Origin of the sequence: Streptococcus gwangjuense (genome assembly GCF_003627155.1) — a bacterium.
Classification (GTDB): Bacteria; Bacillota; Bacilli; order Lactobacillales; family Streptococcaceae; genus Streptococcus; species Streptococcus gwangjuensis.
Map to the genome: position 1 here is coordinate 1,605,443 of NZ_CP032621.1, position 24,480 is coordinate 1,629,922.

Here is a 24,480-nt window from a genome sequence, read left to right on the forward strand (position 1 = left end):
CTTAATTATCCTAGTTCTTCTTTATATATCAAAATTAGCTACATATAAATTAAGTAAATTCTCTACTTGAATCTACCTATTTCATAAAAACTAATGAAAACGCTATACTTGTATTTGTTTTTTCATTAAAATAAGAGTAGAATAAATTAGTATAGTAAAACAAAAAAGCACCGAATCGGTGCACACTTTTTCAAGTTGTGTACGGACAAAGCCTTATTTTAACTTTGCTGTGTTGTTTCGAATAATTCCAACACTTGTATTGTATATTATTCTTTTAAAATTAGCAAGAGAAATGTAAATAAAATGGAATAATATTTTATATTAGAAATTCATCTGAAAGTATTATATTATCATTTACTAACAAAAAACTTAATAAAAGGAGAACACTAAATGAGCAACAAATCCTACTCTATCGGACTCGATATCGGAACTAACAGCGTCGGATGGGCCGTCATTACGGATGACTATAAGGTGCCATCGAAAAAGATGAAAGTTCTAGGCAATACTGATAAACACTTTATCAAGAAAAATCTAATTGGAGCTCTATTATTTGATGAAGGGACTACTGCTGAAGATAGACGTCTAAAACGAACAGCACGCCGTCGCTATACTCGTCGAAAAAATCGTCTTCGCTATCTTCAAGAAATCTTTTCTGAAGAAATGAGCAAGGTGGATAGTAGTTTCTTCCATCGATTAGATGACTCCTTCTTAGTTCCTGAGGATAAAAGAGGAAGTAAATATCCTATTTTTGCTACCTTAGCAGAAGAAAAAGAATATCATAAGAATTTCCCAACTATCTATCATTTGAGGAAACAGCTAGCGGACTCAAAAGAAAAAACTGACTTGCGCTTGATCTATCTAGCTTTAGCGCATATGATTAAATACCGCGGACATTTTTTATATGAAGAATCTTTCGATATTAAAAACAATGATATCCAAAAAATCTTTAGCGAGTTTATAAGCATTTACGACAACACCTTTGAAGAAAGTTCACTTATCGGACAAAACGCACAAGTAGAAGCAATTTTTACTAATAAAATTAGTAAATCTGCTAAGAGAGAACGCGTTCTAAAACTCTTTCCTGATCAAAAATCCACTGGTCTCTTTTCAGAATTTCTCAAGTTAATTTTAGGAAATCAGGCTGATTTTAAAAAACATTTTGACTTGGAAGAAAAAGCCCCACTACAATTCTCTAAGGATACCTATGATGAGGATTTAGAAAACTTACTCGGACAAATTGGAGATGGTGTTGCAGACCTTTTCCTAGCTGCTAAAAAACTCTATGATGCCATTCTTTTATCAGGAATCTTAACTGTTACAGATCCTTCAACCAAGGCCCCACTATCAGCATCTATGATTGAGCGCTATGAAAGCCACCAAAAAGACTTGGCAGCTTTAAAACAATTCATCAAAAACAATCTTCCAGAAAAATATGATGAAATTTTTTCTGACCAATTTAAAGATGGGTATGCTGGATATATCGATGGTAAGACTACTCAAGAAGCATTTTACAAACATATCAAAAATCTTCTCTCTAAATTCGAAGGGGCAGATTATTTCCTTGATAAAATTGAACGTGAAGATTTCTTGAGAAAACAACGCACCTTTGATAACGGTTCTATCCCTCATCAAATTCATCTTCAAGAAATGAATGCCATTATCCGTCGGCAAGGAGAACATTATCCATTTTTGAAGGAAAACAGAGAAAAAATTGAGAAAATCTTGACCTTCCGTATTCCTTACTACGTCGGCCCATTGGCTCGTGGCAACCGTGATTTTGCATGGCTTACTCGAAATTCTGATGAAGCAATAAGACCTTGGAACTTTGAAGAAATTGTTGATAAGGCAAGCTCTGCGGAAGACTTCATCAATAAGATGACTAACTATGACTTGTATCTCCCAGAGGAAAAAGTTTTGCCTAAGCACAGTCTCTTGTATGAAACATTTGCTGTCTATAATGAATTGACAAAAGTAAAATTTATTGCAGAAGGTTTAACAAGGTATCAGTTTTTAGACAAAAAGCAAAAGAAAGATATTTTTTATACATTTTTTAAAGCCGAGGATAAAAGAAAAGTAACTGAAAAAGACATCATCCATTATCTACACACTGTTGATGGCTACGATGGAATCGAACTAAAAGGAATTGAAAAACAATTTAACGCCAGTCTATCTACTTATCATGATTTACTCAAAATTATCAAGGATAAGAAATTTATGGATGATGATAAAAATGAAGCAATTCTTGAAAATATCGTTCACACTCTGACAATCTTCGAAGATCGTGAGATGATTAATCAACGCCTTGCTCAGTATAATTCTCTCTTTGATGAAAAAGTAATCAAAGCACTAACTCGTCGACACTATACTGGTTGGGGAAAACTCTCTGCCAAGCTGATTAACGGTATCCGTGATAAAAAAAGCGGCAAAACGATTCTTGACTACCTGATTGATGACGGTGAGATTAATCGTAACTTTATGCAGTTAATCCATGATGACGGGCTTTCTTTCAAAGAAATTATCCAAAAAGCACAAGTGTTTGGGAAGACAAATGATGTGAAGCAAGTTGTCCATGAACTCCCAGGTAGCCCTGCCATTAAAAAGGGAATTTTGCAAAGTATCAAGATCGTTGATGAACTTGTCAAGGTTATGGGCCATGCTCCCGAGTCCATTGTGATTGAAATGGCACGAGAAAATCAGACTACTGCCAGAGGGAAAAAGAATTCCCAACAGAGATATAAGCGCATTGAAGATTCATTAAAAAATTTAGCTTCTGGACTTGATTCAAACATACTAAAAGAAAATCCAACAGATAATGTTCAACTTCAAAACGACCGTCTCTTCCTCTACTATCTACAAAATGGAAGGGATATGTATACTGGGAAACCTATTGAAATCAACCAACTAAGTAACTATGACATCGACCACATCATCCCACAGGCCTTTATCAAGGATGATTCTCTTGATAACCGTGTCTTGACTAGTTCAAAGGATAATCGTGGGAAATCCGATAATGTTCCTAGTCTTGAAGTAGTTGAAAAGATGAAAGCTTTTTGGCAACAGTTATTGGATTCTAAATTGATTTCAGAACGTAAATTTAATAATCTAACCAAAGCAGAGCGAGAGCGAGGCGGGCTAAATGAGCTTGATAAAGTTGGCTTTATCAAACGTCAGTTAGTTGAAACACGACAGATCACAAAACATGTTGCTCAGATCTTGGATACTCGGTTCAATAAAGAAGTGACTGAGAAGGATAAGAAGAACCGTAATGTCAAAATCATCACTTTGAAATCCAACCTAGTTTCCAACTTCCGTAAAGAATTTGGGTTATACAAGGTGCGGGAAATCAATGACTACCACCACGCGCATGATGCCTACTTAAATGCAGTAGTAGCTAAGGCTATCCTTAAGAAATATCCTAAACTAGAGCCTGAATTCGTCTATGGTGAGTATCAAAAGTACGATCTTAAGAGATACATCTCAAGATCCAAAGATCCTAAAGACATTGAAAAAGCAACTGAAAAGTATTTCTTCTACTCAAATTTGTTAAACTTCTTTAAAGAAGAGGTGCAATACGCAGACGGAACTATCACAAAAAGAGAAAATATCGAATACTCCAAAGACACTGGAGAAATCGCTTGGAATAAGGAAAAAGATTTCGCAACAGTTAAAAAAGTTCTTTCACTTCCGCAGGTGAATATTGTGAAGAAGCGAGAGGTGCAAACAGGAGGCTTCTCTAAAGAGTCCATTCTTCCTAAAGGAAATTCTGACAAGCTAATCCCTCGAAAAACAAAGGATATTCTTTGGGAAACTACTAAATATGGGGGATTTGATAGTCCTGTTATCGCCTATTCGATCTTGCTCATTGCCGATATCGAAAAAGGAAAATCAAAAGAACTGAAGACTGTCAAAACTCTAGTTGGTATCACGATTATGGAAAAAGCCGCTTTTGAGGAGAATCCAATAACTTTCCTTGAAAATAAAGGCTATCATAATGTCCGTAAAGAAAACATCCTCTGCCTACCTAAGTATAGTTTATTTGAACTGGAAAATGGTCGCAGACGACTACTTGCAAGTGCGAAAGAACTTCAAAAAGGCAATGAAATAGTGCTTCCAGTATATTTAACAACCTTGCTCTACCATTCTAAAAACCTCCATAAACTAGATGAACCAGGACATTTGGAATACATTCAGAAACACCGAAATGAATTTAAGGATTTGTTAAATCTTGTATCTGAGTTCTCTCAAAAATATATCCTCGCAGATGCAAATCTAGAGAAAATCCAGAACTTATATGCAGACAATGAGCAAGCAGATATAGAAATTCTAGCAAATTCGTTTATCAATTTGTTGACCTTTACTACTTTGGGTGCTCCTGCTGCCTTTAAATTTTTTGGAAAAGATATTGATCGAAAACGGTACACAACTGTATCTGAAATCCTCAACGCCACCCTCATCCACCAATCCATCACTGGTCTCTACGAGACTCGGATTGACTTAAGCAAACTGGGAGAAGACTGATGGGATGGAGAACCGTTATAGTCAATACGCACTCTAAACTCTCCTACAAGAACAACCACTTGATTTTTAAAGATGCCTCTCGGACAGAGTTAATCCACCTATCCGAGGTGGACATCCTGCTTTTGGAGACGACGGATATCGTTCTCTCCACTATGCTAATCAAACGCTTGGTAGATGAAAATATTCTGGTCATCTTTTGTGATGATAAACGCTTGCCAACGGCATACTTAATGCCCTATTATGGTCGACACGATTCCAGCTTGCAACTCTCCCGCCAAATAACATGGAGAGAGGAGGATAAGGCACAAGTTTGGACTACAATTATTGCACAAAAAATTCTCAATCAGGCTTTTTATCTGGGAAGTTGTGGTTTTTTAGAAAAGAGTCAGTCCGTCATTGATCTTTATCATGGTTTAGATCTATTTGATCCGAGCAACCGTGAAGGACATGCGGCTCGTATTTATTTCAACACCTTGTTTGGGAATGATTTTAGTCGTGAGCAGGATACTGATGTCAATGCCGCCTTAGACTACGGATACACCTTGATTTTGAGTATGTTTGCGCGTGAGATTGTTTTGTCTGGCTGTATGACACAATTTGGTTTAAAACATGCCAATCAGTTCAATCAATTCAATCTAGCTAGCGATATTATGGAGCCTTTCCGTCCGATTATTGATAGAATTGTCTATGAAAATCGAAGCAGTTCTTTTGTCAAAATCAAACGAGAGATTTTTACCATTTTCTCAGATACCTTCCACTACAATGGTAAAGATATGTATCTGTCCAATATCGTCAGCGACTATACTAAGAAAGTCATCCAAGCTCTCAATCAACCCGAGAAAGGAGTTCCTGAGTTTAGGATATGAGTTATCGATATATGCGTATGATTTTAATGTTTGATATGCCCATTGATACCGCAGAGGAACGTAAGGCCTATCGGAAATTTCGGAAGTTCCTCATAGACGAGGGATTTATCATGCACCAATTCTCCATCTATAGCAAGCTCTTGCTCAACAACTCTGCTAATAACGCCATGATTGAGCGACTCAAGACTCATAACCCTAAGAAAGGAAACATTACTCTCTTAACCGTTACAGAAAAGCAGTTTTCTCGCATGATTTACTTAAATGGCGAGCGAAATACCAGCGTAGCAAACTCCGACGCACGCTTGGTCTTTCTAGGAGAGGAGCCTCGAGATGAAGATTAATTTTCCGCTATTGGATGAACCATTAACCATTGAAAATGCAACTTTTTTAGTGTTGGAAGACCAGTTTACCTTTTCAACCATTGTCAAGCAGTTCTACCAATATACTGATGATGGGGAGTTGAAGTTGTTTGATAGAAATCTAAAAGCTCTGAAAGAAGCTGAGTTACTAGTGATAACGGATGTCTTAGGATACAATCTCAACTCACCTGCCATGCTCAAGCTGATACATACTGATTTAGAAAATCAACTCAATGACAAGCCCGAAGTCAAGTCCATGATTGAAAAGTTGGTTGCTACGATTACAGAATTGCTGGCATTTGAGTGTTTGGAAAACGAGTTAGACCTAGAGTATGATGAAATTACCATTCTAGAGTTAATCGATGCACTTGGTGTCAAAGTCGAAACCCTGAGTGATACACCTTTTGAAAAAATGCTAGAAATTGTCCAGATTTTTAAATATCTTTCTAAAAAGAAACTCCTTGTTTTCATCAATGCATCCGCCTATCTATCAAAGGATGAGTTAGTAAATTTGATAGAGTATATTCAACTCAATCAACTAAGTGTTTTATTTGTCGAACCTCGAAAAGTCTATGATTTTCCCCAGTATGTGCTGGATCAAGACTATTTCTTGAACCCTGAAAATATGGTATAATAAGAGTAACAATTGGAACCTGACGAGCTGAAGTCTGGCTGGGACGAATGGCGCGATTACGAAATTTCGTGAGAAAAATTTTTCTACGAGGTTTTAGAGCTGTGTTATTTCGAATGGTTCCAAAACAGATCCTTCAGCGTCTCCGTCGAAGTCTAAGTTTTAGAGCTGTGTTATTTCGAATGGTTCCAAAACATATGGCCAACTGGAAAGCTTGCGGAGGTAGTTTTAGAGCTGTGTTATTTCGAATGGTTCCAAAACACAGAAGGAGTTAACGCTAACGGTTGGCAAGTTTTAGAGCTGTGTTATTTCGAATGGTTCCAAAACAAGAGCGTTTCAAGGGTTATCTTACTATTGGTTTTAGAGCTGTGTTATTTCGAATGGTTCCAAAACAACAAAAGCGTCAGCCAGTATTTGTATAATGTTTTAGAGCTGTGTTATTTCGAATGGTTCCAAAACGTCTCTGGTTGTGGTGTTGTGTTAGCTCTTGTTTTAGAGCTGTGTTATTTCGAATGGTTCCAAAACCAATGCAAGCGACTTTATGAACAACTGGGAGTTTTAGAGCTGTGTTATTTCGAATGGTTCCAAAACAGCGGTGCTAGATTCCGCTATGGCAAAAGTGTTTTAGAGCTGTGTTATTTCGAATGGTTCCAAAACCTGAAATAACCCCGTTATTGGAAATAGCTTGTTTTAGAGCTGTGTTATTTCGAATGGTTCCAAAACGGAGTGGATGAAGTTGTTCTTCTGGAGTCAGTTTTAGAGCTGTGTTATTTCGAATGGTTCCAAAACTGAAATCCAATGTTAAGGAAGTCATCGGAGGTTTTAGAGCTGTGTTATTTCGAATGGTTCCAAAACAAAAAAATTCATCGAATTGGTAAAAAAAATGTTTTAGAGCTGTGTTATTTCGAATGGTTCCAAAACAAGAGAAACTGTCAGACAAGCAGAAACAACGTTTTAGAGCTGTGTTATTTCGAATGGTTCCAAAACTCAGCGCCGAAGTGAATGACTTATCTCTAAGTTTTAGAGCTGTGTTATTTCGAATGGTTCCAAAACTTCATACCAGTTTTTGTTAATTCGACTTGTGTTTTAGAGCTGTGTTATTTCGAATGGTTCCAAAACTTTAAAGTTGGCATGAGTAACGGTCAAGGTGTTTTAGAGCTGTGTTATTTCGAATGGTTCCAAAACGTAGTCTTAACAAGTTTCTTTTCAGCGCCTGTTTTAGAGCTGTGTTATTTCGAATGGTTCCAAAACCGTTAGGACGGCCGTGTCTTTTAGCCACATGTTTTAGAGCTGTGTTATTTCGAATGGTTCCAAAACGAATCTTCAATGCTTCAGATAATTTCTCTCGTTTTAGAGCTGTGTTATTTCGAATGGTTCCAAAACTGAGTATGAACATGACTGGCTCGAAAAGAAGTTTTAGAGCTGTGTTATTTCGAATGGTTCCAAAACGTGGCTGAAGAAGTCGTTACTGAAGCGATTGTTTTAGAGCTGTGTTATTTCGAATGGTTCCAAAACTTAAAAAGTGTACTGTATATAATAACAATAGTTTTAGAGCTGTGTTATTTCGAATGGTTCCAAAACTTCAAATTCATATTCAGGTAAGCTCATATCGTTTTAGAGCTGTGTTATTTCGAATGGTTCCAAAACCTAATTTATTTGCAGAATTCAACACTCGAAGTTTTAGAGCTGTGTTATTTCGAATGGTTCCAAAACAGGGTTCAGGGCGTAGCATTACAGACGTTAGTTTTAGAGCTGTGTTATTTCGAATGGTTCCAAAACATCTTCTAGGACGCACAGATAATCCGTCTAGTTTTAGAGCTGTGTTATTTCGAATGGTTCCAAAACTCCTAACGGCTGATGACTTACACGGTGAGCAGTTTTAGAGCTGTGTTATTTCGAATGGTTCCAAAACCTTAACTACTTCAATCAATTTTGACCAAATGTTTTAGAGCTGTGTTATTTCGAATGGTTCCAAAACTGAGTATGAACATGACTGGCTCGAAAAGAAGTTTTAGAGCTGTGTTATTTCGAATGGTTCCAAAACTTAAAAAGTGTACTGTATATAATAACAATAGTTTTAGAGCTGTGTTGTTTCGAATGGTTCCAAAACTTACGAAGGCTTGCTTCATCCTTCACATCCGTTTTAGAGCTGTGTTGTTTCGAATGGTTCCAAAACACATTAAAAGCTACTCATTTTCTAAGTAGCTTTTTTCTTATTCAAGTTTACATATTATACTCTTCGAAAATCTCTTCAAACCACGTTAGCTTCACCTTGCCGTATATATGTTACTGACTTCGTCAGTTCTATCTACAACCTCAAAGCAGTGCTTTGAGCAACCTACTGCTAGTTTCCTAGTTTGCTCTTTGATTTTCATTGAGTATTAGTCGTCACAACCCCATTCCCCTGTAGAGAAGCAAGACTGCGAGTCCTACGAACAACACTAACGCTACCAGTCTCTGACTAGCGCTATACATCTGTCTTTCTCCTCGAACTGGAAAGATAATTGCTAGAAATGCTCCACCAACTGCTCCCCCGAGATGGCCTGCTAGGCTGATTCCTGGAATCAGAACACTGCCAATAATGTTAACCACAAAAAGTGTCAGATAGGATTGCCCCAACTGCTGGATATAAGGATTACGCGTTGCATAGCGAAGAGCAATAATCGCAGCAAATAGTCCATAGAGAGAAGTAGAAGCTCCTGCTGCTAAGGATTTGGGACTAAATACAAAAACAAAGAGATTGCCCATAATTCCTGATAAAAGATAGAGAAAGAAAAACTTCTTGGATCCGAAAATTTCCTCTACTTGCCTACCAAGATAATAAAGCGAAAGCATATTGACAATGAAATGTTCCCACCCAATATGAACAAAAATGGCAGAAAAGAGTCGCCAAGCCTGCTCAGGAAAGAGGCGAATAGCTGGCCCATACATGGCTCCAAATCGAAATAGTGTATCTGCCCTGTCAAAGTTTCCGCCTGCAGTGACCAACATTAGTAAAAATACCAAGGCAGTCACTAAGAGGAAAAAACTCGTCACAGGGTAACGTCTATCAAAGATTTCCTTCATCAATTAATACCTCCTGAACAGGAATATCATGGTTTTCAGGGATAAAGTCCTGAATTTGACAAGGATATATCGTACTCAAAGTATTACCAGAAAAATGTTCCAGATAGCGGTCATAATAACCTCCACCGTATCCAATCCGATATCCTTCCACTGTAAAAGCCAGACCAGGAACATGAATCAAATCAATCTGAAATGCATCCACTACTTCCAAATCTCCCTGTGGTTCCAGTAAGCCAAAGGAAGTTTTGGCTAGTTGTTGCGGATTATAGACTACAAAGTCCATGCGCCCCTTGGGATAAGTTTTGGGTATCAGAACCTTCTTGCCATCCTTCAGCGCCTGCTCAATCAGTTCCTGCGTTTGAAACTCATGAGAAAAAGAAAGATAGGTTGCGATGACCTCGGTTTCTTGGTAAAAGGGGTGTTGTAAAAGTCGTTCTGTTAAAGCTTGGTCTATAAACTGTTTTTGCTCTCGAGGTAAAGCCTTCATTTCTTGCATGACTTGCTTACGTAATTCCGATTTCATAGACACCCCCTCTACTCTGCTGCCTTCTTTTTCAGGAAACTAGAGACCGCGTCCACCCCAATAGCTAAGGATCCCTCCTTAGGACTCATCTGAGGGTGATGAAGGGCGTAGGGACTATCAATACCTAGCCAGAACATAACGCCATCAACTTTTGAAAGGAGATAACCAAAGTCTTCACCTGTCATAGCAGGCTCGATATCAATCAACTCAATTCCGTCTTTCTCTTCAAAAAAGTCCATTAGTTCACGCGCCAAGGCTGGATTGTTCTCAACAGGCAGGTAACCACCTTGCTTGAGTTCCACTTCGACTTCCATATCGAAGGCAGCTGCAACTCCTTCTGCAACTGTTTTGACCCGCTTTTGCACCAAGAGACTCATATCTTGAGTCAAGGCCCGAATAGTTCCATGCAAAAAGGCTGTGTCTGTGATGACATTGTTGGTTGTTCCAGCTTGAAAAACGCCAAAGGTCACCACCGCTCCCTCGATTGGATTAACATTGCGGCTAACCACTGACTGTACTTGGGTCACAAAGTAACTAGCAGCCACCAAGGCGTCATTAGCTTCATGTGGAAAGGCTGCGTGGCCACCTTTGCCTTTGAAACGAATCTTCACCTCGCAAGTCCCTGCAAAGAGTGTATGAGTATTGGTCGCAATCTGACCAACCTTCAAATCTGGCCGAACATGAAGCCCATAAAACTGGTCTGGCAACCAGTCTCCAAAAGCGCCATCCTCATACATGAGCATGCCACCAGCTTCATTTTCTTCAGCAGGTTGAAACAGAAAGAGCAGATTGTTCTTTGGTTGCTCCTCAAGGGCTCGCTCAAGACAGCCCAAAGCAATAGTCATGTGGAAATCATGTCCACAAGCATGCATGCGACCTTGGTGTTGGGAAGAAAAAGGTAGTCCTGTTTGTTCGACGATAGGCAGACCATCAATGTCTGTTCGCCAACCAATGGTACGCTCTGGCTGACTTCCCTGCAAGTAAACCAAAATACCTGTCCGCCAAGTACGAACTTGAACAAAATTCTTGCCCGCAGTCAATTTCTCAATCACATCCAGCAGATAAGCCTGAGTCTTGAACTCCTCCAAGCCAATCTCTGGAATCTGGTGCAAATCTCGTCTAGTCTGAATCAAATCTAACATCTATCTATCCTCCGATATAGCAGAAAGAGGCTGGAAGAAGGGTTCCGCCTCTTTATTACTTTTACAATTATAAGGTACGAAGCGCATCCTCTAGCGCTGTTTTTTGTTGGGTTTGGGCATCAATCTCTTTAATAATGCGAGCTGGAACACCTGCCACCACCACGTTTTCTGGGACATCTTGGGTAACAATAGCTCCTGCTGCGACAACTGAACCACTACCGATTTGGACCCCTTCGATAACCACTGCATTGGCGCCGATAAGAACATTATCTCCAACACGGACTGGTTCTGCGCTCGCTGGCTCAATCACACCTGCAAGAACCGCACCTGCACCAACGTGACTGTTTTTCCCAACGATAGCACGGCCACCAAGGATAGCACCCATGTCAATCATAGTTCCTGCACCAATTTCAGCACCGATATTGATAACCGCTCCCATCATGATAACAGCATTGTCACCAATTTCAACCTGGTCACGGATAATAGCACCTGGCTCGATACGAGCATTGATAGCACGTTTATCTAGTAAAGGAACTGCTGAATTACGAGCATCTTGCTCAACAACATAGTCTTGATTTTCTACCAAACCATCGAGAAGCGGAGCAACGTCCTTCCAGTCTCCAAATAGGACATTCCCTAGTTTGACAACAGAGCTTGGTACAGCAGTTGCAAGTTGTCCTTCAAAGGTTACTTTAACACTAGTTTTCTTTTCAGCATTGGCGATAAATTGGATAATTTCTTGTGCGTTCATTTTTGTGGCAGTCATAGGCGCCTCCTAGTTCATTTTAATGATACCTATTCTACCAAAAAAGGCCTCAAATTTGAAGCCTTTTTGTTTGTTTTTAGGTATGATTTTTAGGGATGTGAGATAAAAGGTGCTGTCGGTAAAAGCAAGCCCCTACCGATACAACCTAAAAACACTCTTCACAACTATCTCCCCGTGTTTTATTGACTATTCTAGTATAGCACACTTTTAGAATTTAGAAAAGACTTTTTATTTACTTTCTTTCGCTTCTTCTATCGATAGGAAAATCATAGGTAAAATAATCAAAGCCATAGCCAGAAGAAGGGACCAATCCACTACCAATCCTAAAAATAAAACACTCAAAAGGGCAGAAGAGAGAGGTTCACTGGCACTGATAACGGAAACCACCAAGGGAGAAACCAAGGACACCGCCTTCATGGAAATAAAAAAAGCAAAAGCTGTACCAAAGAAAGCGATAATAAGGCAAATCAAGATACTCCAAATATCCAGAGTAAAGGAAAGCTGATAAACCGGCGAAAGGACATTGCTAAACAAACCTGCCAAAATCATCCCCCACCCAACCGTGGGTACAAAACCATAGTGCTTCGCAAAAGGCTGAGGCAAGATAACATTAAACATGACCCCCATGGCACTCAACAAACCCGTCACAAGGGCTAGTGGTGTCATGGATAATTGAGAGAGATCCCCCTTTGTCGCCATCAGGCAAACACCCAACATGGCAACCAAAACATAAAAAATAGCGCTTTTTGACGCTCGTTTTTGATAAACCAAGCGATTGTAAAAGAGGATAAAGACAGGACTTATAAACTGTAAAATAGTCGCTGTCGCTGCATTTGAGTATTCTACACAGAGATAGAAAAAATACTGGACTGAAAAAATCCCCAAAATAGCATAGGCTAAAAAGGGCAGGTAATTTTTCTTATCTCGCCAAATATCTAGCACTTGCGATTTTAATTGCACTGCAGAACAAATGAGCACAAGACTCCCTGCCAGTGTCAAACGCATAGAGGTAATCCAGCCAGAGGACACTTGATAATGAGTAAAGAAATATTCTCCTAAAATTCCACAGATTCCCCATATTAAGCCGGATAGAAGCGAATAAATGGTTCCTTTAATAATCTTTTTCTGATACTGATTCATACCTTTATTGTAACACGAAAGGAAAAAAGAAAAAAGTGGCAATAGAAAAGTCCCATAAGATCTATAATGAAAAGTTACCAAACAACTCATTAGAAAGAATCATATGGAACAACTACACTTTATCACAAAACTACTTGATATTAAAGATCCTAATATCCAAATTATGGATGCTATCAATAAGGGTAACTTCTCATAGTAACTTCCACTTTTACTAGAGGTGAAACTTAGTTTGGGAATTTAGCTGTTATCAATAGGAATACCCACAAGTAAATCATATCTAAACTGGAATACGATGCCCCATCTTGTCCTCATTGTGGGAAGTCAAATGAAGAAATATGACTTTCAAAAACTGTCTAAGATTCCTTACCTTGAAACGACTGGTATGCCTACTAGAATTCTGCTTAGCAAGCGTCAATTCAAGTGCTATCACTGTTCAAAAACGATGGTGGCTGAGACTTCTATCGTCAAGAGGAATCACCAAATCCCTCGTATCATCAACCAAAAGATTACTCAAAAGCTGATTGAAAAGACTTCTATGACCGATATTTCACATCAGATAGCCATTTCAACTTCAACTGTCATTCGCAAGCTCAATGACTTTCACTTTGAGTGTAACTTTAGCCATTTGCCTGAAATTATGCCCTTGGATGTTAAAACAGTCAGGTGAGTGACTGTTTCAATCGGTAGATGAAGATGAGTTTCATTGCGCAAGATTTTTTAATCTCAGTATCATAGCTGTTCTTGAGGGTAGAACACAAACTGTCATCCGAAATAACTTTCTTCGCTACCATAGAGCTGTTCGCTGTCAGGTAAAAATTATTACTATGGATATGTTTAGTCCTTATTATGACTTGGTTAAACAGCTTTTTCCGAATGCAAAAATTGTACTTGATTGCTTTCACATTGTTCAACATCTAAGCCATGCTATGAGTTGTGTGCGTGTCCAAATCATGAATCAGTTCGATAGAAAATTCAATGAATACAAGGCCATCAAGCGATACTGGATAGTCGTAAACTCAGCGATAAACATTTTTATAGCCATACTTTTCGTATGCACTTGACCAATAAAGAGATTCTAGATAAGCTTTTGAGCTATTCAGAAGACTTGAAACACCACTACAATCTCTATCAACTCTTGCTTTTTCACTTTCAGAATAAGGAACTGGAGAAATTTTTCCGGACTCATTGAAGACAATCTAAAACAGCTTCATCCTCTTTTTCAGACTGTCTTTAAAACATTGAGAAGATTGTCAACGCTCTTCAACTACCCTATTCTAACGCCAAATTAGAATCGACCAATAATCTCATCAAACTAATCAAGCGCAATGCCTTTGGTTTTCGGAACTTTGGAAACTTCAAAAAACGGATTTTTATCGCTCTGAATATCAAAAAAGAAAGGACGAAATTTGTCCTTTCTCGAGCTTAGCTTTTCATCAACCCACTACAGTTGACAAAGAGCCAATTAAAAAAGAGAGAAGCAAACTGATTCTCTCTTAATGTATATAATATCTAGTCAAACAAAAAAAGATACGCTTACGTATCTCTGTAATGAATCGGGAAGACAGGATTCGAACCTGCGACACCTTGGTCCCAAACCAAGTACTCTACCAAGCTGAGCTACTTCCCGAGTTAAATAGAAAAATGCACCCTAGAGGAGTCGAACCTCTAACCGCCTGATTCGTAGTCAGGTACTCTATCCAGTTGAGCTAAGGGTGCTCATTATATTATGCCGAGGACCGGAATCGAACCGGTACGATCGTTACCAATCGCAGGATTTTAAGTCCTGTGCGTCTGCCAGTTCCGCCACCCCGGCCTCTCTAAGCGAACGACGGGATTCGAACCCGCGACCCCCACCTTGGCAAGGTGGTGTTCTACCACTGAACTACGTTCGCACTGTTTTCTTCTATCTAAAAATGCCGGCTACATGACTTGAACACGCGACCCTCTGATTACAAATCAGATGCTCTACCAACTGAGCTAAGCCGGCTCATTTATTATATCTTAATGCGGGTTAAGGGACTTGAACCCCCACGCCGTTAAGCGCCAGATCCTAAATCTGGTGCGTCTGCCAATTCCGCCAAACCCGCATATATGACCCGTACTGGGCTCGAACCAGTGACCCATTGATTAAAAGTCAATTGCTCTACCAACTGAGCTAACGAGTCTAAAATAACTTCCGTTATCTTAAACGGTCCCGACGGGAATCGAACCCGCGATCTTCGCCGTGACAGGGCGACGTGATAACCGCTACACTACGGGACCTATGGGAGTTAACGGGATCGAACCGCTGACCCTCTGCTTGTAAGGCAGATGCTCTCCCAGCTGAGCTAAACTCCCTAGAGCTAAGCGACTTCCATATCTCACAGGGGGCAACCCCCAACTACTTCCGGCGTTCTAGGGCTTAACTTCTGTGTTCGGCATGGGTACAGGTGTATCTCCTAGGCTATCGTCACTTAACTCTGAGTAATACCTACTCAAAATTGAATATCTATTCAAACTAAGAAAACCGTTCGCTTTCATATTCTCAGTTACTTTGGATAAGTCCTCGAGCTATTAGTATTAGTCCGCTACATGTGTCGCCACACTTCCACTTCTAACCTATCTACCTGATCATCTCTCAGGGCTCTTACTGATATAAAATCATGGGAAATCTCATCTTGAGGTGGGTTTCACACTTAGATGCTTTCAGCGTTTATCCCTTCCCTACATAGCTACCCAGCGATGCCTTTGGCAAGACAACTGGTACACCAGCGGTAAGTCCACTCTGGTCCTCTCGTACTAGGAGCAGATCCTCTCAAATTTCCTACGCCCGCGACGGATAGGGACCGAACTGTCTCACGACGTTCTGAACCCAGCTCGCGTGCCGCTTTAATGGGCGAACAGCCCAACCCTTGGGACCGACTACAGCCCCAGGATGCGACGAGCCGACATCGAGGTGCCAAACCTCCCCGTCGATGTGAACTCTTGGGGGAGATAAGCCTGTTATCCCCAGGGTAGCTTTTATCCGTTGAGCGATGGCCCTTCCATACGGAACCACCGGATCACTAAGCCCGACTTTCGTCCCTGCTCGAGTTGTAGCTCTCGCAGTCAAGCTCCCTTATACCTTTACACTCTGCGAATGATTTCCAACCATTCTGAGGGAACCTTTGGGCGCCTCCGTTACCTTTTAGGAGGCGACCGCCCCAGTCAAACTGCCCGTCAGACACTGTCTCCGATAGGGATCACCTATCCGGGTTAGAGTGGCCATAACACAAGGGTAGTATCCCAACAACGTCTCCTTCGAAACTGGCGTCCCGATCTCATAGACTCCTACCTATCCTGTACATGTGGTACAGACACTCAATATCAAACTGCAGTAAAGCTCCATGGGGTCTTTCCGTCCTGTCGCGGGTAACCTGCATCTTCACAGGTACTAAAATTTCACCGAGTCTCTCGTTGAGACAGTGCCCAAATCATTACGCCTTTCGTGCGGGTCGGAACTTACCCGACAAGGAATTTCGCTACCTTAGGACCGTTATAGTTACGGCCGCCGTTTACTGGGGCTTCAATTCATACCTTCGCTTACGCTAAGCACTCCTCTTAACCTTCCAGCACCGGGCAGGCGTCACCCCCTATACATCATCTTACGATTTAGCAGAGAGCTGTGTTTTTGATAAACAGTTGCTTGGGCCTATTCACTGCGGCTGACGTAAAGTCAGCACCCCTTCTCCCGAAGTTACGGGGTCATTTTGCCGAGTTCCTTAACGAGAGTTCTCTCGCTCACCTGAGGCTACTCGCCTCGACTACCTGTGTCGGTTTGCGGTACGGGTAGAGTATGTTTAAACGCTAGAAGCTTTTCTTGGCAGTGTGACGTCACTAACTTCGCTACTAAACTTCGCTCCCCATCACAGCTCAATGTTATAGAACTAAGCATTTGACTCAGTTCACACCTCACTGCTTAGACAGACACTTCCAATCGTCTGCTTTAGTTAGCCTACTGCGTCCCTCCATCACTACATACTCTAGTACAGGAATATCAACCTGTTGTCCATCGGATACACCTTTCGGTCTCTCCTTAGGTCCCGACTAACCCAGGGCGGACGAGCCTTCCCCTGGAAACCTTAGTCTTACGGTGGACAGGATTCTCACCTGTCTTTCGCTACTCATACCGGCATTCTCACTTCTATGCGTTCCAGCACTCCTCACGGTACACCTTCATCACACATAGAACGCTCTCCTACCATACCTATAAAGGTATCCACAGCTTCGGTAAATTGTTTTAGCCCCGGTACATTTTCGGCGCAGGGTCACTCGACTAGTGAGCTATTACGCACTCTTTGAATGAATAGCTGCTTCTAAGCTAACATCCTAGTTGTCTGTGCAACCCCACATCCTTTTCCACTTAACAATTATTTTGGGACCTTAGCTGGTGGTCTGGGCTGTTTCCCTTTCGACTACGGATCTTAGCACTCGCAGTCTGACTGCCGACCATAATTCATTGGCATTCGGAGTTTATCTGAGATTGGTAATCCGGGATGGACCCCTCACCCAAACAGTGCTCTACCTCCAAGAATCTCTAATGTCGACGCTAGCCCTAAAGCTATTTCGGAGAGAACCAGCTATCTCCAAGTTCGTTTGGAATTTCTCCGCTACCCACAAGTCATCCAAGCACTTTTCAACGTGCCCTGGTTCGGTCCTCCAGTGCGTCTTACCGCACCTTCAACCTGCTCATGGGTAGGTCACATGGTTTCGGGTCTACGTCATGATACTAAGGCGCCCTATTCAGACTCGGTTTCCCTACGGCTCCGTCTCTTCAACTTAACCTCGCATCATAACGTAACTCGCCGGTTCATTCTACAAAAGGCACGCTCTCACCCATTAACGGGCTCGAACTTGTTGTAGGCACACGGTTTCAGGTTCTATTTCACTCCCCTCCCGGGGTGCTTTTCACCTTTCCCTCACGGTACTGGTTCACTATCGGTCACTAGGGAGTATTTAGGGTTGGGAGATGGTCCTCCCAGATTCCGACGGGATTTCACGTGTCCCGCCGTACTCAGGATACTGCTAGGTACAAAGACTATTTTAAATACGAGGCTATTACTCTCTTTGGCTGATCTTCCCAAATCATTCTTCTATAATCTTTGAGTCCACATTGCAGTCCTACAACCCCGAAGAGTAAACTCTTCGGTTTGCCCTCCTGCCGTTTCGCTCGCCGCTACTAAGGCAATCGCTTTTGCTTTCTCTTCCTGCAGCTACTTAGATGTTTCAGTTCACTGCGTCTTCCTCCTCACATCCTTAACAGATGTGGGTAACAGGTAGTACCTGTTGGGTTCCCCCATTCGGAAATCCCTGGATCATCGCTTACTTACAGCTACCCAAGGCATATCGTCGTTTGTCACGTCCTTCTTCGGCTCCTAGTGCCAAGGCATCCACCGTGCGCCCTTATTAACTTAACCTTATTTTTTCTGACCTTTCAGTCATAAACTCTTATTAATACTACAGCGTTTTCGGTTTATTTTCTTGTTACTATTTGATATAGATATTCAATTTTCAATGTGCATTACTTGGTGATCTCTCACCAATGGAGCCTAGCGGGATCGAACCGCTGACCTCCTGCGTGCAAAGCAGGCGCTCTCCCAGCTGAGCTAAGGCCCCACAAGACCTCTCAAGACTAAACAAGACCAATGCGCAGTTCCTTATCCTTAGAAAGGAGGTGATCCAGCCGCACCTTCCGATACGGCTACCTTGTTACGACTTCACCCCAATCATCTATCCCACCTTAGGCGGCTGGCTCCTTACGGTTACCTCACCGACTTCGGGTGTTACAAACTCTCGTGGTGTGACGGGCGGTGTGTACAAGGCCCGGGAACGTATTCACCGCGGCGTGCTGATCCGCGATTACTAGCGATTCCGACTTCATGTAGGCGAGTTGCAGCCTACAATCCGAACTGAGACTGGCTTTAAGAGATTAGCTTGCCGTCACCGGCTTGCGACTCGTTGTACCAGCCATTGTAGCACGTGTGTAGCCCAGGTCATAAGGGGCATGATGATTTGACGTCATCCCCACCTTCCTCCGGTTTATTACCGGCAGTCTCGCTAGAGTGCCCAACTGAATGATGGCAACTAACAATAGGGGTTGCGCTCGTTGCGGGACTTAACCCAACATCTCACGACACGAGCTGACGACAACCATGCACCACCTGTCACCTCTGTCCCGAAGGAAAGCTCTATCTCTAGAGCGGTCAGAGGGATGTCAAGACCTGGTAAGGTTCTTCGCGTTGCTTCGAATTAAACCACATGCTCCACCGCTTGTGCGGGCCCCCGTCAATTCCTTTGAGTTTCAACCTTGCGGTCGTACTCCCCAGGCGGAGTGCTTAATGCGTTAGCTGCGGCACTAAACCCCGGAAAGGGTCTAACACCTAGCACTCATCGTTTACGGCGTGGACTACCAGGGTATCTAATCCTGTTTGCTCCCCACGCTTTCGAGCCTCAGCGTCAGTTACAAGCCAGAGAGCCGCTTTCGCCACCGGTGTTCCTCCATATATCTACGCATTTCACCGCTACACATGGAATTCCACTCTCCCCTCTTGCACTCAAGTTAAACAGTTTCCAAAGCGTACTATGGTTAAGCCACAGCCTTTAACTTCAGACTTATCTAACCGCCTGCGCTCGCTTTACGCCCAATAAATCCGGACAACGCTCGGGACCTACGTATTACCGCGGCTGCTGGCACGTAGTTAGCCGTCCCTTTCTGGTAAGATACCGTCACAGTGTGAACTTTCCACTCTCACACTCGTTCTTCTCTTACAACAGAGCTTTACGATCCGAAAACCTTCTTCACTCACGCGGCGTTGCTCGGTCAGACTTCCGTCCATTGCCGAAGATTCCCTACTGCTGCCTCCCGTAGGAGTCTGGGCCGTGTCTCAGTCCCAGTGTGGCCGATCACCCTCTCAGGTCGGCTATGTATCGTCGCCTTGGTGAGCCGTTACCCCACCAACTAGCTAATACAACGCAGGTCCATCTGGTAGTGATGCAATTGCACCTTTTAAGCAAATGTCATGCAACATCTACTATTATGCGGTATTAGCTATCGTTTCCAATAGTTATCCCCCGCTACCAGGCAGGTTACCTACGCGTTACTCACCCGTTCGCAACTCATCCGGAGAAGCAAGCTCCTCCTTCAGCGTTCTACTTGCATGTATTAGGCACGCCGCCAGCGTTCGTCCTGAGCCAGGATCAAACTCTCATTAAAAGTTTGAGTTCTCACTCATTTCTGTCACTGACAGATTTATTGTTTTTTCATTGTTCAGTACTACAACATTAGTTGTAGTGCCCTGCACATTGGTTCGTCTTGTTCAGTTTTCAAAGGTCTTTGTCATTTGCTTCTCTCAAGTGACAACTATATTAGTATATCACAGTCGCTTTCGCTTGTCAACACTTTTTTGAAACTTTTTTAAACTTTTTTCATCAAGTGTTTCATCTGCAACATACCATAGTCCGTACGGGATTCGAACCCGTGTTACCGCCGTGAAAAGGCGGTGTCTTAACCCCTTGACCAACGGACCTGAGTTGTTATTTTCAACTCTTACTATTATACCCACTTTTTAAACTTTGTCAACTACTTTTTTTATCTTTTTTCTATTTTTTTGCATGACTTCCTAATGAGTACGGATGTCAAACTCTTTAAACACAATACGTAAGTCTCTTAATACTCTTTGACGACCTCGGAAGCGTTCGTTTCTTAAGACACGTTCTAACTCTTCTTGTTTATCTTTACTTTGTTTGTTTCTATAATCTCTTAGTGTCTCATGAAAGAGATAATAGTCATCTAGCCACAGACCGCCCTCACTGATACGATGACTGAGCTCACCTACTTCTTCATAAGGTTCTTTATCATATCTTCGTTTTTGACTTTCTTGCTTACGGATATAGTCTAGAATTCGATTCTGGAACTTAGTCTTAAAATATTTCCTTAAACGAGGAATATCTTCTACTAGCTCTTCTTCTCTACTGATCAATTCATGCAAGCAAATCATTCCCTCTTGGTCCCAATCCGATAGCTCCCATAAATGAAGGTAATATTCATTTCTACTTTTATATACAATTCCCTGGACTTCTTTATACAATTCTTTAAACATAACGTTCCCCTTTCTAGATACAGTTTAACAGATTCAGAAACACTTTTGTCCCATTTTCCCCATTCTGTTCCCTACACCGTCTAAACTGCACAAAAAAGAGAGGACAGGCCTCTCTCAGGGTTATAATTCTGCAATTTGGTTTAGGTTTACTTCTGCAACTGTGTCATTACCAAACATAGAGATAATCATCTTCACTTTATTGTTATCAATCTCTGTAATCTTACCAGTATAGTCTGCAAAAGCACCATCAATGATACGTACAGTTTGACCAACTTCAACATCGATATCAAACTCTTGTACAGTTTGTCCCATAGAAACCAAGATATCACGGATTTCTTGTTCCAATAATGGAGTTGGTTTTGATCTATTTCCATGAGATCCGACGAACCCTGTAACGTTTGGTGTGTTTCGAACAACAAACCAAGCTTCATCCGTCATCACCATTTCTACAAGAACATAACCTGGAAAGCGATTCTCTTCTACTTCTTTTCTCTTTCCATTTTTTTCAACTTGCACTGTTTGTGTTGGAATTTCAACACGTAAAATATTATCCAACATATTGTAGGTTTGTGCACGTTGCAATAGATTTTCTTTTACCTTATTTTCATAACCAGAATAGGTTTGTAAGACAAACCATCCTTTATCAAAACTATCCATGATACTTCCTTTCATAATAGAAGATTTCTAGCGTGAATAACTCCACAGGTCTTCTAAAAAATATTAATAAATCGAATCAAACCTGAAACAATCAACTTGTCAAAAATATAAATAATCACAACAAAGAAAGCAGTGTATTCCATGATAGACCGAAAATCTCTCCAGCTTTCCTTGCGAGTTGGCCATGTTGTGTCTTTAAGAAGTCTAAAAATATCTCCAATAAAACGCATCGCTCTCTCCTATCTCGTTTCTCTGTGTGTAGTGTACTTACCACAATGTTTACAAAATTTATTTACTTCTAGTCGTGTTGGCTTGGGGTTTCCGCTGATCTTGATTGAATAGTTTCTCGAACCACAAACCGCACAAGCTAGGCTTGCTTTTTTTAGTGCCATAACGCCTCCATCTTATCTATTATAACAAGAAAGCTAGGCTTTGACAAGCATCTTAACGAAATAGATTGACTACCGAATCCCATATCGTTTGGGCCTTTTCCTTAATTTTAGCATCCGAGATAGCACGGCTAGCCTCATCTACCAGATTTTGTGCACGACTTCTAATATCAGAAAGGCTATTATCCGCCTGATTTTCTTCATTACTCTGTACTTGATTTCTTGTATTGGCTGGTGCAATTCCATTTTGCTTATAAGCATTTTCAACTGTAAAGGTACTTCCTGGAGTATAAGGTAAAATGGTATTGGCAATGTTTCTAAAGACATGGGCTGCACCGTTTGAAGTAGAGCCAGCTAGATAGTGGCTTTCATCAGTGGTAGGGAAACCAAGCCAGTGACTAATCACTACATCCGGAGTATAACCAATTACCCACTGGTCACTTGTGTATTCAGGATTGAAAACAGCTTCAGTTGTTCCAGTTTTTCCTGCCATGACATAGTCTGCAGGCGATGAACTAACACCGGTACCGTTGGTGAATGTCCCCAACATCATACTGGTCATCTTGTCAGCTACAGACTTATCAATCACCCGTTTTTGTGAATTTTTATGACTCGCAATAACCTGACCACTAGCATTTTCAATTCTACTAATAAAATGTGCTTCAGGCATTAAACCCTCATTTGCAAAGGCAGCATATGCTTGAGCCATTTGAAGAGGGTTGGTTTCGACACCACTTCCCAATGCGACACCAAGAACACGATCGACCTTTTCCATGTTGAGTCCGAATTTTTCGCCCGCCTCAAAAGCTTTGTCGACACCCAAATCATTAACAGTGGCAACAGCAGGTAGATTAAGCGATTCTGCCAAGGCTTGATACATAGGAACTTCTCGACTCGTTTTGATTCCTGCATAGTTATCAACCTTATAGCTGTTGTACTGTATTGTATGGTTATCCAACTGCTTATTCAAAGCCCAGCCTGCTTCAACTGCTGGCGTATAAACAACTAAAGGTTTAATTGTCGAGCCAGGGCTACGTTTTGATTGAGTTGCATAGTTGAAATTCCGGAATCCAGTTTTATCATTATCTGCAACTTGACCAACAACTCCACGAACTCCCCCTGTTTTCGGTTCGAGAGCTACACTTCCTGATTGAGCAAACGTTCCATCCTCTGCCCTCGGAAATAGTGAGGTATTTTCATAAACAACCTGCATATTTGCTTGATAGTTTTGGTCCAGCTCTGTGTAAATGCGGTAGCCATTGTTGACAATCTCTTCCTCTGTTAGATTATACTTGGAAACAGCTTCATTAACCACCGCATCAAAATAAGAAGGATAGCGGTAATCTGAGATTTTTCCTTCATACTTATCGTGTAATTGCGAAGTCATATCAATTCCTGCAGCTTCGGTTTCTTGATTTTTATCAATATACCCCGCTGCAACCATATTTTGCAAGACAGTATCGCGACGATTGGTAGAATCTTCTACAGAATTCAAAGGATTATACAGTTCCGGCCCCTTTAGCATTCCTGCCAGAGTCGCAGCTTGATCCAGGCTCACTTCTGATGCAGAAACTCCAAAGTATTTTTTACTCGCATCTTCTACACCCCACACACCATTTCCAAAATAGGCGTTGTTAAGGTACATGGTTAGAATTTGATCCTTACTATATTTTTTGGTTAATTCTAGGGCAAGGAAAAATTCTTTCGCTTTTCTCTCAACAGTTTGATCCTGCGACAGATAGGCATTTTTAGCCAGCTGTTGGGTAATAGTAGAACCACCACCTGAACGGCCAGCAGTCACAATAGCCAAGAAGAAACGACCATAGTTAATCCCGTCATTTTTATAGAAAGAACGGTCTTCTGTCGCAATAACGGCATTCTGCAAATTTTTACTGATATCAGTCAGTTCAACATAGGTTCCTTTTTGACCAGATAAGGCACCAGCCTCTTTTTCTTCACGGTCAAAAATGAGTGTTCGAGTTTTCAAGGCATTTTGCAAATCATTGACATTGGTTGATTTGGCAACCGCAAACAAATAGGTTCCAACTAGCAAGCCTGCACTCAAACCTAGTATAAGGACAATCTTTGTTAGATGATAGCGACGCCAGAATTTTCGAATCGGACCTACTTGGGCCAATTTTTTTCTATCACTACGAGAGCGACGTAAGCTAGTAGAATCAGAATCCTCCGATTCACTTGTTTCTTTTTTAAAAAGAGAAAGAAATTTCTCAAACAATTTATCTAATTTCATGCGTTTATTTTATCATCTTCATCATAGGAAGACAAGAATTTAGCTATTTCCTATC

At 41.3% G+C, this 24,480-nt stretch carries 14 protein-coding genes, 11 tRNA genes, 3 rRNA genes, 1 pseudogene and 1 CRISPR repeat array; of the genes and pseudogenes, 5 read left to right on the plus strand and 24 right to left on the minus strand.

What is annotated here, in order from left to right:
• Window positions 1-390 precede the first annotated feature (390 nt).
• Genes cas9 through csn2 form a run of 4 tightly spaced genes read left to right on the plus strand, consistent with a single transcriptional unit; the run spans window position 391 to window position 6,377 of the window.
• Window positions 391-4,518 carry a type II CRISPR RNA-guided endonuclease Cas9 gene (gene cas9, locus D7D53_RS08085; RefSeq protein WP_120770653.1) on the plus strand — a complete coding sequence of 1,376 codons (4,128 nt, stop codon included), beginning with the start codon at window positions 391-393 and terminating at the stop codon, window positions 4,516-4,518.
• The gene (cas1, locus tag D7D53_RS08090) at window positions 4,515-5,384 is read left to right on the plus strand and encodes a type II CRISPR-associated endonuclease Cas1 (RefSeq protein ID WP_174705276.1); all 870 of its coding nucleotides are present in this window, start codon (window positions 4,515-4,517) and stop codon (window positions 5,382-5,384) included. The genes cas9 and cas1 overlap by 4 nt, the downstream gene beginning before the upstream one ends.
• A complete protein-coding gene (gene cas2, locus D7D53_RS08095) occupies window positions 5,381-5,725 on the plus strand; it encodes a CRISPR-associated endonuclease Cas2 (RefSeq protein WP_120770655.1) in 345 nt (114 codons plus the stop codon). Before cas1 ends, cas2 begins: the two co-directional genes overlap by 4 nt.
• Window positions 5,715-6,377, plus strand: coding sequence for a type II-A CRISPR-associated protein Csn2 (gene csn2 / locus D7D53_RS08100; RefSeq protein ID WP_120770656.1), 663 nt, complete (start codon window positions 5,715-5,717; stop codon window positions 6,375-6,377). The genes cas2 and csn2 overlap by 11 nt, the downstream gene beginning before the upstream one ends.
• 90 nt (window positions 6,378-6,467) lie before the next feature.
• Window positions 6,468-8,550: a CRISPR direct-repeat array (repeat unit 36 nt; unit sequence GTTTTAGAGCTGTGTTATTTCGAATGGTTCCAAAAC).
• A gap of 212 nt (window positions 8,551-8,762) precedes the next feature.
• Here csn2 and D7D53_RS08105 read toward each other — a convergent pair.
• From D7D53_RS08105 to D7D53_RS08125, 5 genes are all read right to left on the minus strand, one after another.
• The gene (locus tag D7D53_RS08105) at window positions 8,763-9,440 is read right to left on the minus strand and encodes a rhomboid family intramembrane serine protease (protein ID WP_120770657.1); all 678 of its coding nucleotides are present in this window, start codon (window positions 9,438-9,440) and stop codon (window positions 8,763-8,765) included.
• Window positions 9,424-9,963 carry a 5-formyltetrahydrofolate cyclo-ligase gene (locus tag D7D53_RS08110; protein WP_120770658.1) on the minus strand — a complete coding sequence of 180 codons (540 nt, stop codon included), beginning with the start codon at window positions 9,961-9,963 and terminating at the stop codon, window positions 9,424-9,426. The genes D7D53_RS08105 and D7D53_RS08110 overlap by 17 nt, the downstream gene beginning before the upstream one ends.
• Window positions 9,964-9,974: 11 nt before the next feature.
• Complete coding sequence (locus D7D53_RS08115) at window positions 9,975-11,105, minus strand: N-acetyldiaminopimelate deacetylase (protein ID WP_049552475.1); 1,131 nt, start codon at window positions 11,103-11,105, stop codon at window positions 9,975-9,977.
• Window positions 11,106-11,172: 67 nt separating this feature from the next.
• Window positions 11,173-11,871 (minus strand): 2,3,4,5-tetrahydropyridine-2,6-dicarboxylate N-acetyltransferase, encoded by a 699-nt coding sequence (gene dapD, locus D7D53_RS08120; RefSeq protein WP_000127460.1) that lies wholly within the window; start codon window positions 11,869-11,871, stop codon window positions 11,173-11,175.
• 228 nt (window positions 11,872-12,099) lie between these two features.
• A complete protein-coding gene (locus D7D53_RS08125) occupies window positions 12,100-13,011 on the minus strand; it encodes a DMT family transporter (protein WP_120770659.1) in 912 nt (303 codons plus the stop codon).
• Between the two features lie 103 nt (window positions 13,012-13,114).
• Between D7D53_RS08125 and D7D53_RS08130 the strand changes: the two are divergent.
• Window positions 13,115-14,437 (plus strand): annotated as a pseudogene (locus tag D7D53_RS08130) (ISL3 family transposase).
• 127 nt (window positions 14,438-14,564) lie between these two features.
• Here the strand turns inward: D7D53_RS08130 and D7D53_RS08135 are convergent.
• The 19 genes from D7D53_RS08135 to pbp2a form a co-directional block, all read right to left on the minus strand.
• A tRNA-Pro gene (locus D7D53_RS08135) sits at window positions 14,565-14,638 on the minus strand.
• A gap of 15 nt (window positions 14,639-14,653) precedes the next feature.
• Window positions 14,654-14,727, minus strand: a tRNA-Arg gene (locus tag D7D53_RS08140).
• 11 nt (window positions 14,728-14,738) lie between these two features.
• A tRNA-Leu gene (locus D7D53_RS08145) sits at window positions 14,739-14,824 on the minus strand.
• 7 nt (window positions 14,825-14,831) lie between these two features.
• Window positions 14,832-14,903, minus strand: a tRNA-Gly gene (locus tag D7D53_RS08150).
• Window positions 14,904-14,925: 22 nt separating this feature from the next.
• Window positions 14,926-14,998, minus strand: a tRNA-Thr gene (locus D7D53_RS08155).
• A gap of 18 nt (window positions 14,999-15,016) precedes the next feature.
• A tRNA-Leu gene (locus tag D7D53_RS08160) sits at window positions 15,017-15,098 on the minus strand.
• Between the two features lie 5 nt (window positions 15,099-15,103).
• Window positions 15,104-15,176: transfer RNA gene (locus D7D53_RS08165), tRNA-Lys, on the minus strand.
• Window positions 15,177-15,200: 24 nt separating this feature from the next.
• Window positions 15,201-15,273, minus strand: a tRNA-Asp gene (locus D7D53_RS08170).
• A 2-nt stretch (window positions 15,274-15,275) separates the two neighbouring features.
• Window positions 15,276-15,348 (minus strand) — tRNA-Val (locus tag D7D53_RS08175).
• A gap of 4 nt (window positions 15,349-15,352) precedes the next feature.
• Window positions 15,353-15,468: ribosomal RNA gene (gene rrf, locus D7D53_RS08180) — 5S ribosomal RNA — on the minus strand.
• A gap of 76 nt (window positions 15,469-15,544) precedes the next feature.
• Window positions 15,545-18,446, minus strand: a 23S ribosomal RNA gene (locus D7D53_RS08185).
• A gap of 126 nt (window positions 18,447-18,572) precedes the next feature.
• Window positions 18,573-18,645 (minus strand) — tRNA-Ala (locus D7D53_RS08190).
• A gap of 51 nt (window positions 18,646-18,696) precedes the next feature.
• A 16S ribosomal RNA gene (locus D7D53_RS08195) occupies window positions 18,697-20,242 on the minus strand.
• Together the 16S, 23S and 5S rRNA genes with 11 tRNA genes alongside form the textbook arrangement of a ribosomal RNA operon.
• A 241-nt stretch (window positions 20,243-20,483) precedes the next feature.
• Window positions 20,484-20,555: transfer RNA gene (locus D7D53_RS08200), tRNA-Glu, on the minus strand.
• Window positions 20,556-20,648: 93 nt separating this feature from the next.
• Complete coding sequence (locus D7D53_RS08205) at window positions 20,649-21,128, minus strand: sigma-70 family RNA polymerase sigma factor (protein ID WP_120770660.1); 480 nt, start codon at window positions 21,126-21,128, stop codon at window positions 20,649-20,651.
• A 120-nt stretch (window positions 21,129-21,248) separates the two neighbouring features.
• Window positions 21,249-21,785 (minus strand): transcription termination/antitermination protein NusG, encoded by a 537-nt coding sequence (gene nusG, locus D7D53_RS08210; protein ID WP_000376740.1) that lies wholly within the window; start codon window positions 21,783-21,785, stop codon window positions 21,249-21,251.
• A 53-nt stretch (window positions 21,786-21,838) separates the two neighbouring features.
• On the minus strand, window positions 21,839-22,015 hold the full coding sequence (secE, locus tag D7D53_RS08215; RefSeq protein WP_001210990.1) for a preprotein translocase subunit SecE: 177 nt from the start codon (window positions 22,013-22,015) through the stop codon (window positions 21,839-21,841).
• Window positions 22,016-22,024: 9 nt separating this feature from the next.
• The gene (gene rpmG / locus D7D53_RS08220) at window positions 22,025-22,177 is read right to left on the minus strand and encodes a 50S ribosomal protein L33 (protein WP_001809375.1); all 153 of its coding nucleotides are present in this window, start codon (window positions 22,175-22,177) and stop codon (window positions 22,025-22,027) included.
• Between the two features lie 52 nt (window positions 22,178-22,229).
• Window positions 22,230-24,425: a penicillin-binding protein PBP2A gene (pbp2a, locus tag D7D53_RS08225; protein WP_120770661.1), complete on the minus strand. Its 2,196-nt coding sequence runs from the start codon at window positions 24,423-24,425 to the stop codon at window positions 22,230-22,232.
• Window positions 24,426-24,480 lie beyond the last annotated feature (55 nt).

Excerpts from the sequence above, each read along its gene's own strand:
- cas9 (WP_120770653.1), top strand. The coding sequence starts at position 391 with ATGAGCAACAAATCCTACTCTATCGGACTCGATATCGGAACTAACAGC.
- cas2 (WP_120770655.1), top strand. The coding sequence starts at position 5,381 with ATGAGTTATCGATATATGCGTATGATTTTAATGTTTGATATGCCCATT.
- csn2 (WP_120770656.1), top strand. The coding sequence starts at position 5,715 with ATGAAGATTAATTTTCCGCTATTGGATGAACCATTAACCATTGAAAAT.
- D7D53_RS08105 (WP_120770657.1), bottom strand. The coding sequence starts at position 9,440 with ATGAAGGAAATCTTTGATAGACGTTACCCTGTGACGAGTTTTTTCCTC.
- D7D53_RS08110 (WP_120770658.1), bottom strand. The coding sequence starts at position 9,963 with ATGAAATCGGAATTACGTAAGCAAGTCATGCAAGAAATGAAGGCTTTA.
- D7D53_RS08115 (WP_049552475.1), bottom strand. The coding sequence starts at position 11,105 with ATGTTAGATTTGATTCAGACTAGACGAGATTTGCACCAGATTCCAGAG.
- dapD (WP_000127460.1), bottom strand. The coding sequence starts at position 11,871 with ATGACTGCCACAAAAATGAACGCACAAGAAATTATCCAATTTATCGCC.
- D7D53_RS08125 (WP_120770659.1), bottom strand. The coding sequence starts at position 13,011 with ATGAATCAGTATCAGAAAAAGATTATTAAAGGAACCATTTATTCGCTT.
- D7D53_RS08205 (WP_120770660.1), bottom strand. The coding sequence starts at position 21,128 with ATGTTTAAAGAATTGTATAAAGAAGTCCAGGGAATTGTATATAAAAGT.
- nusG (WP_000376740.1), bottom strand. The coding sequence starts at position 21,785 with ATGGATAGTTTTGATAAAGGATGGTTTGTCTTACAAACCTATTCTGGT.
- secE (WP_001210990.1), bottom strand. The coding sequence starts at position 22,015 with ATGCGTTTTATTGGAGATATTTTTAGACTTCTTAAAGACACAACATGG.
- rpmG (WP_001809375.1), bottom strand. The coding sequence starts at position 22,177 with ATGGCACTAAAAAAAGCAAGCCTAGCTTGTGCGGTTTGTGGTTCGAGA.
- pbp2a (WP_120770661.1), bottom strand. The coding sequence starts at position 24,425 with ATGAAATTAGATAAATTGTTTGAGAAATTTCTTTCTCTTTTTAAAAAA.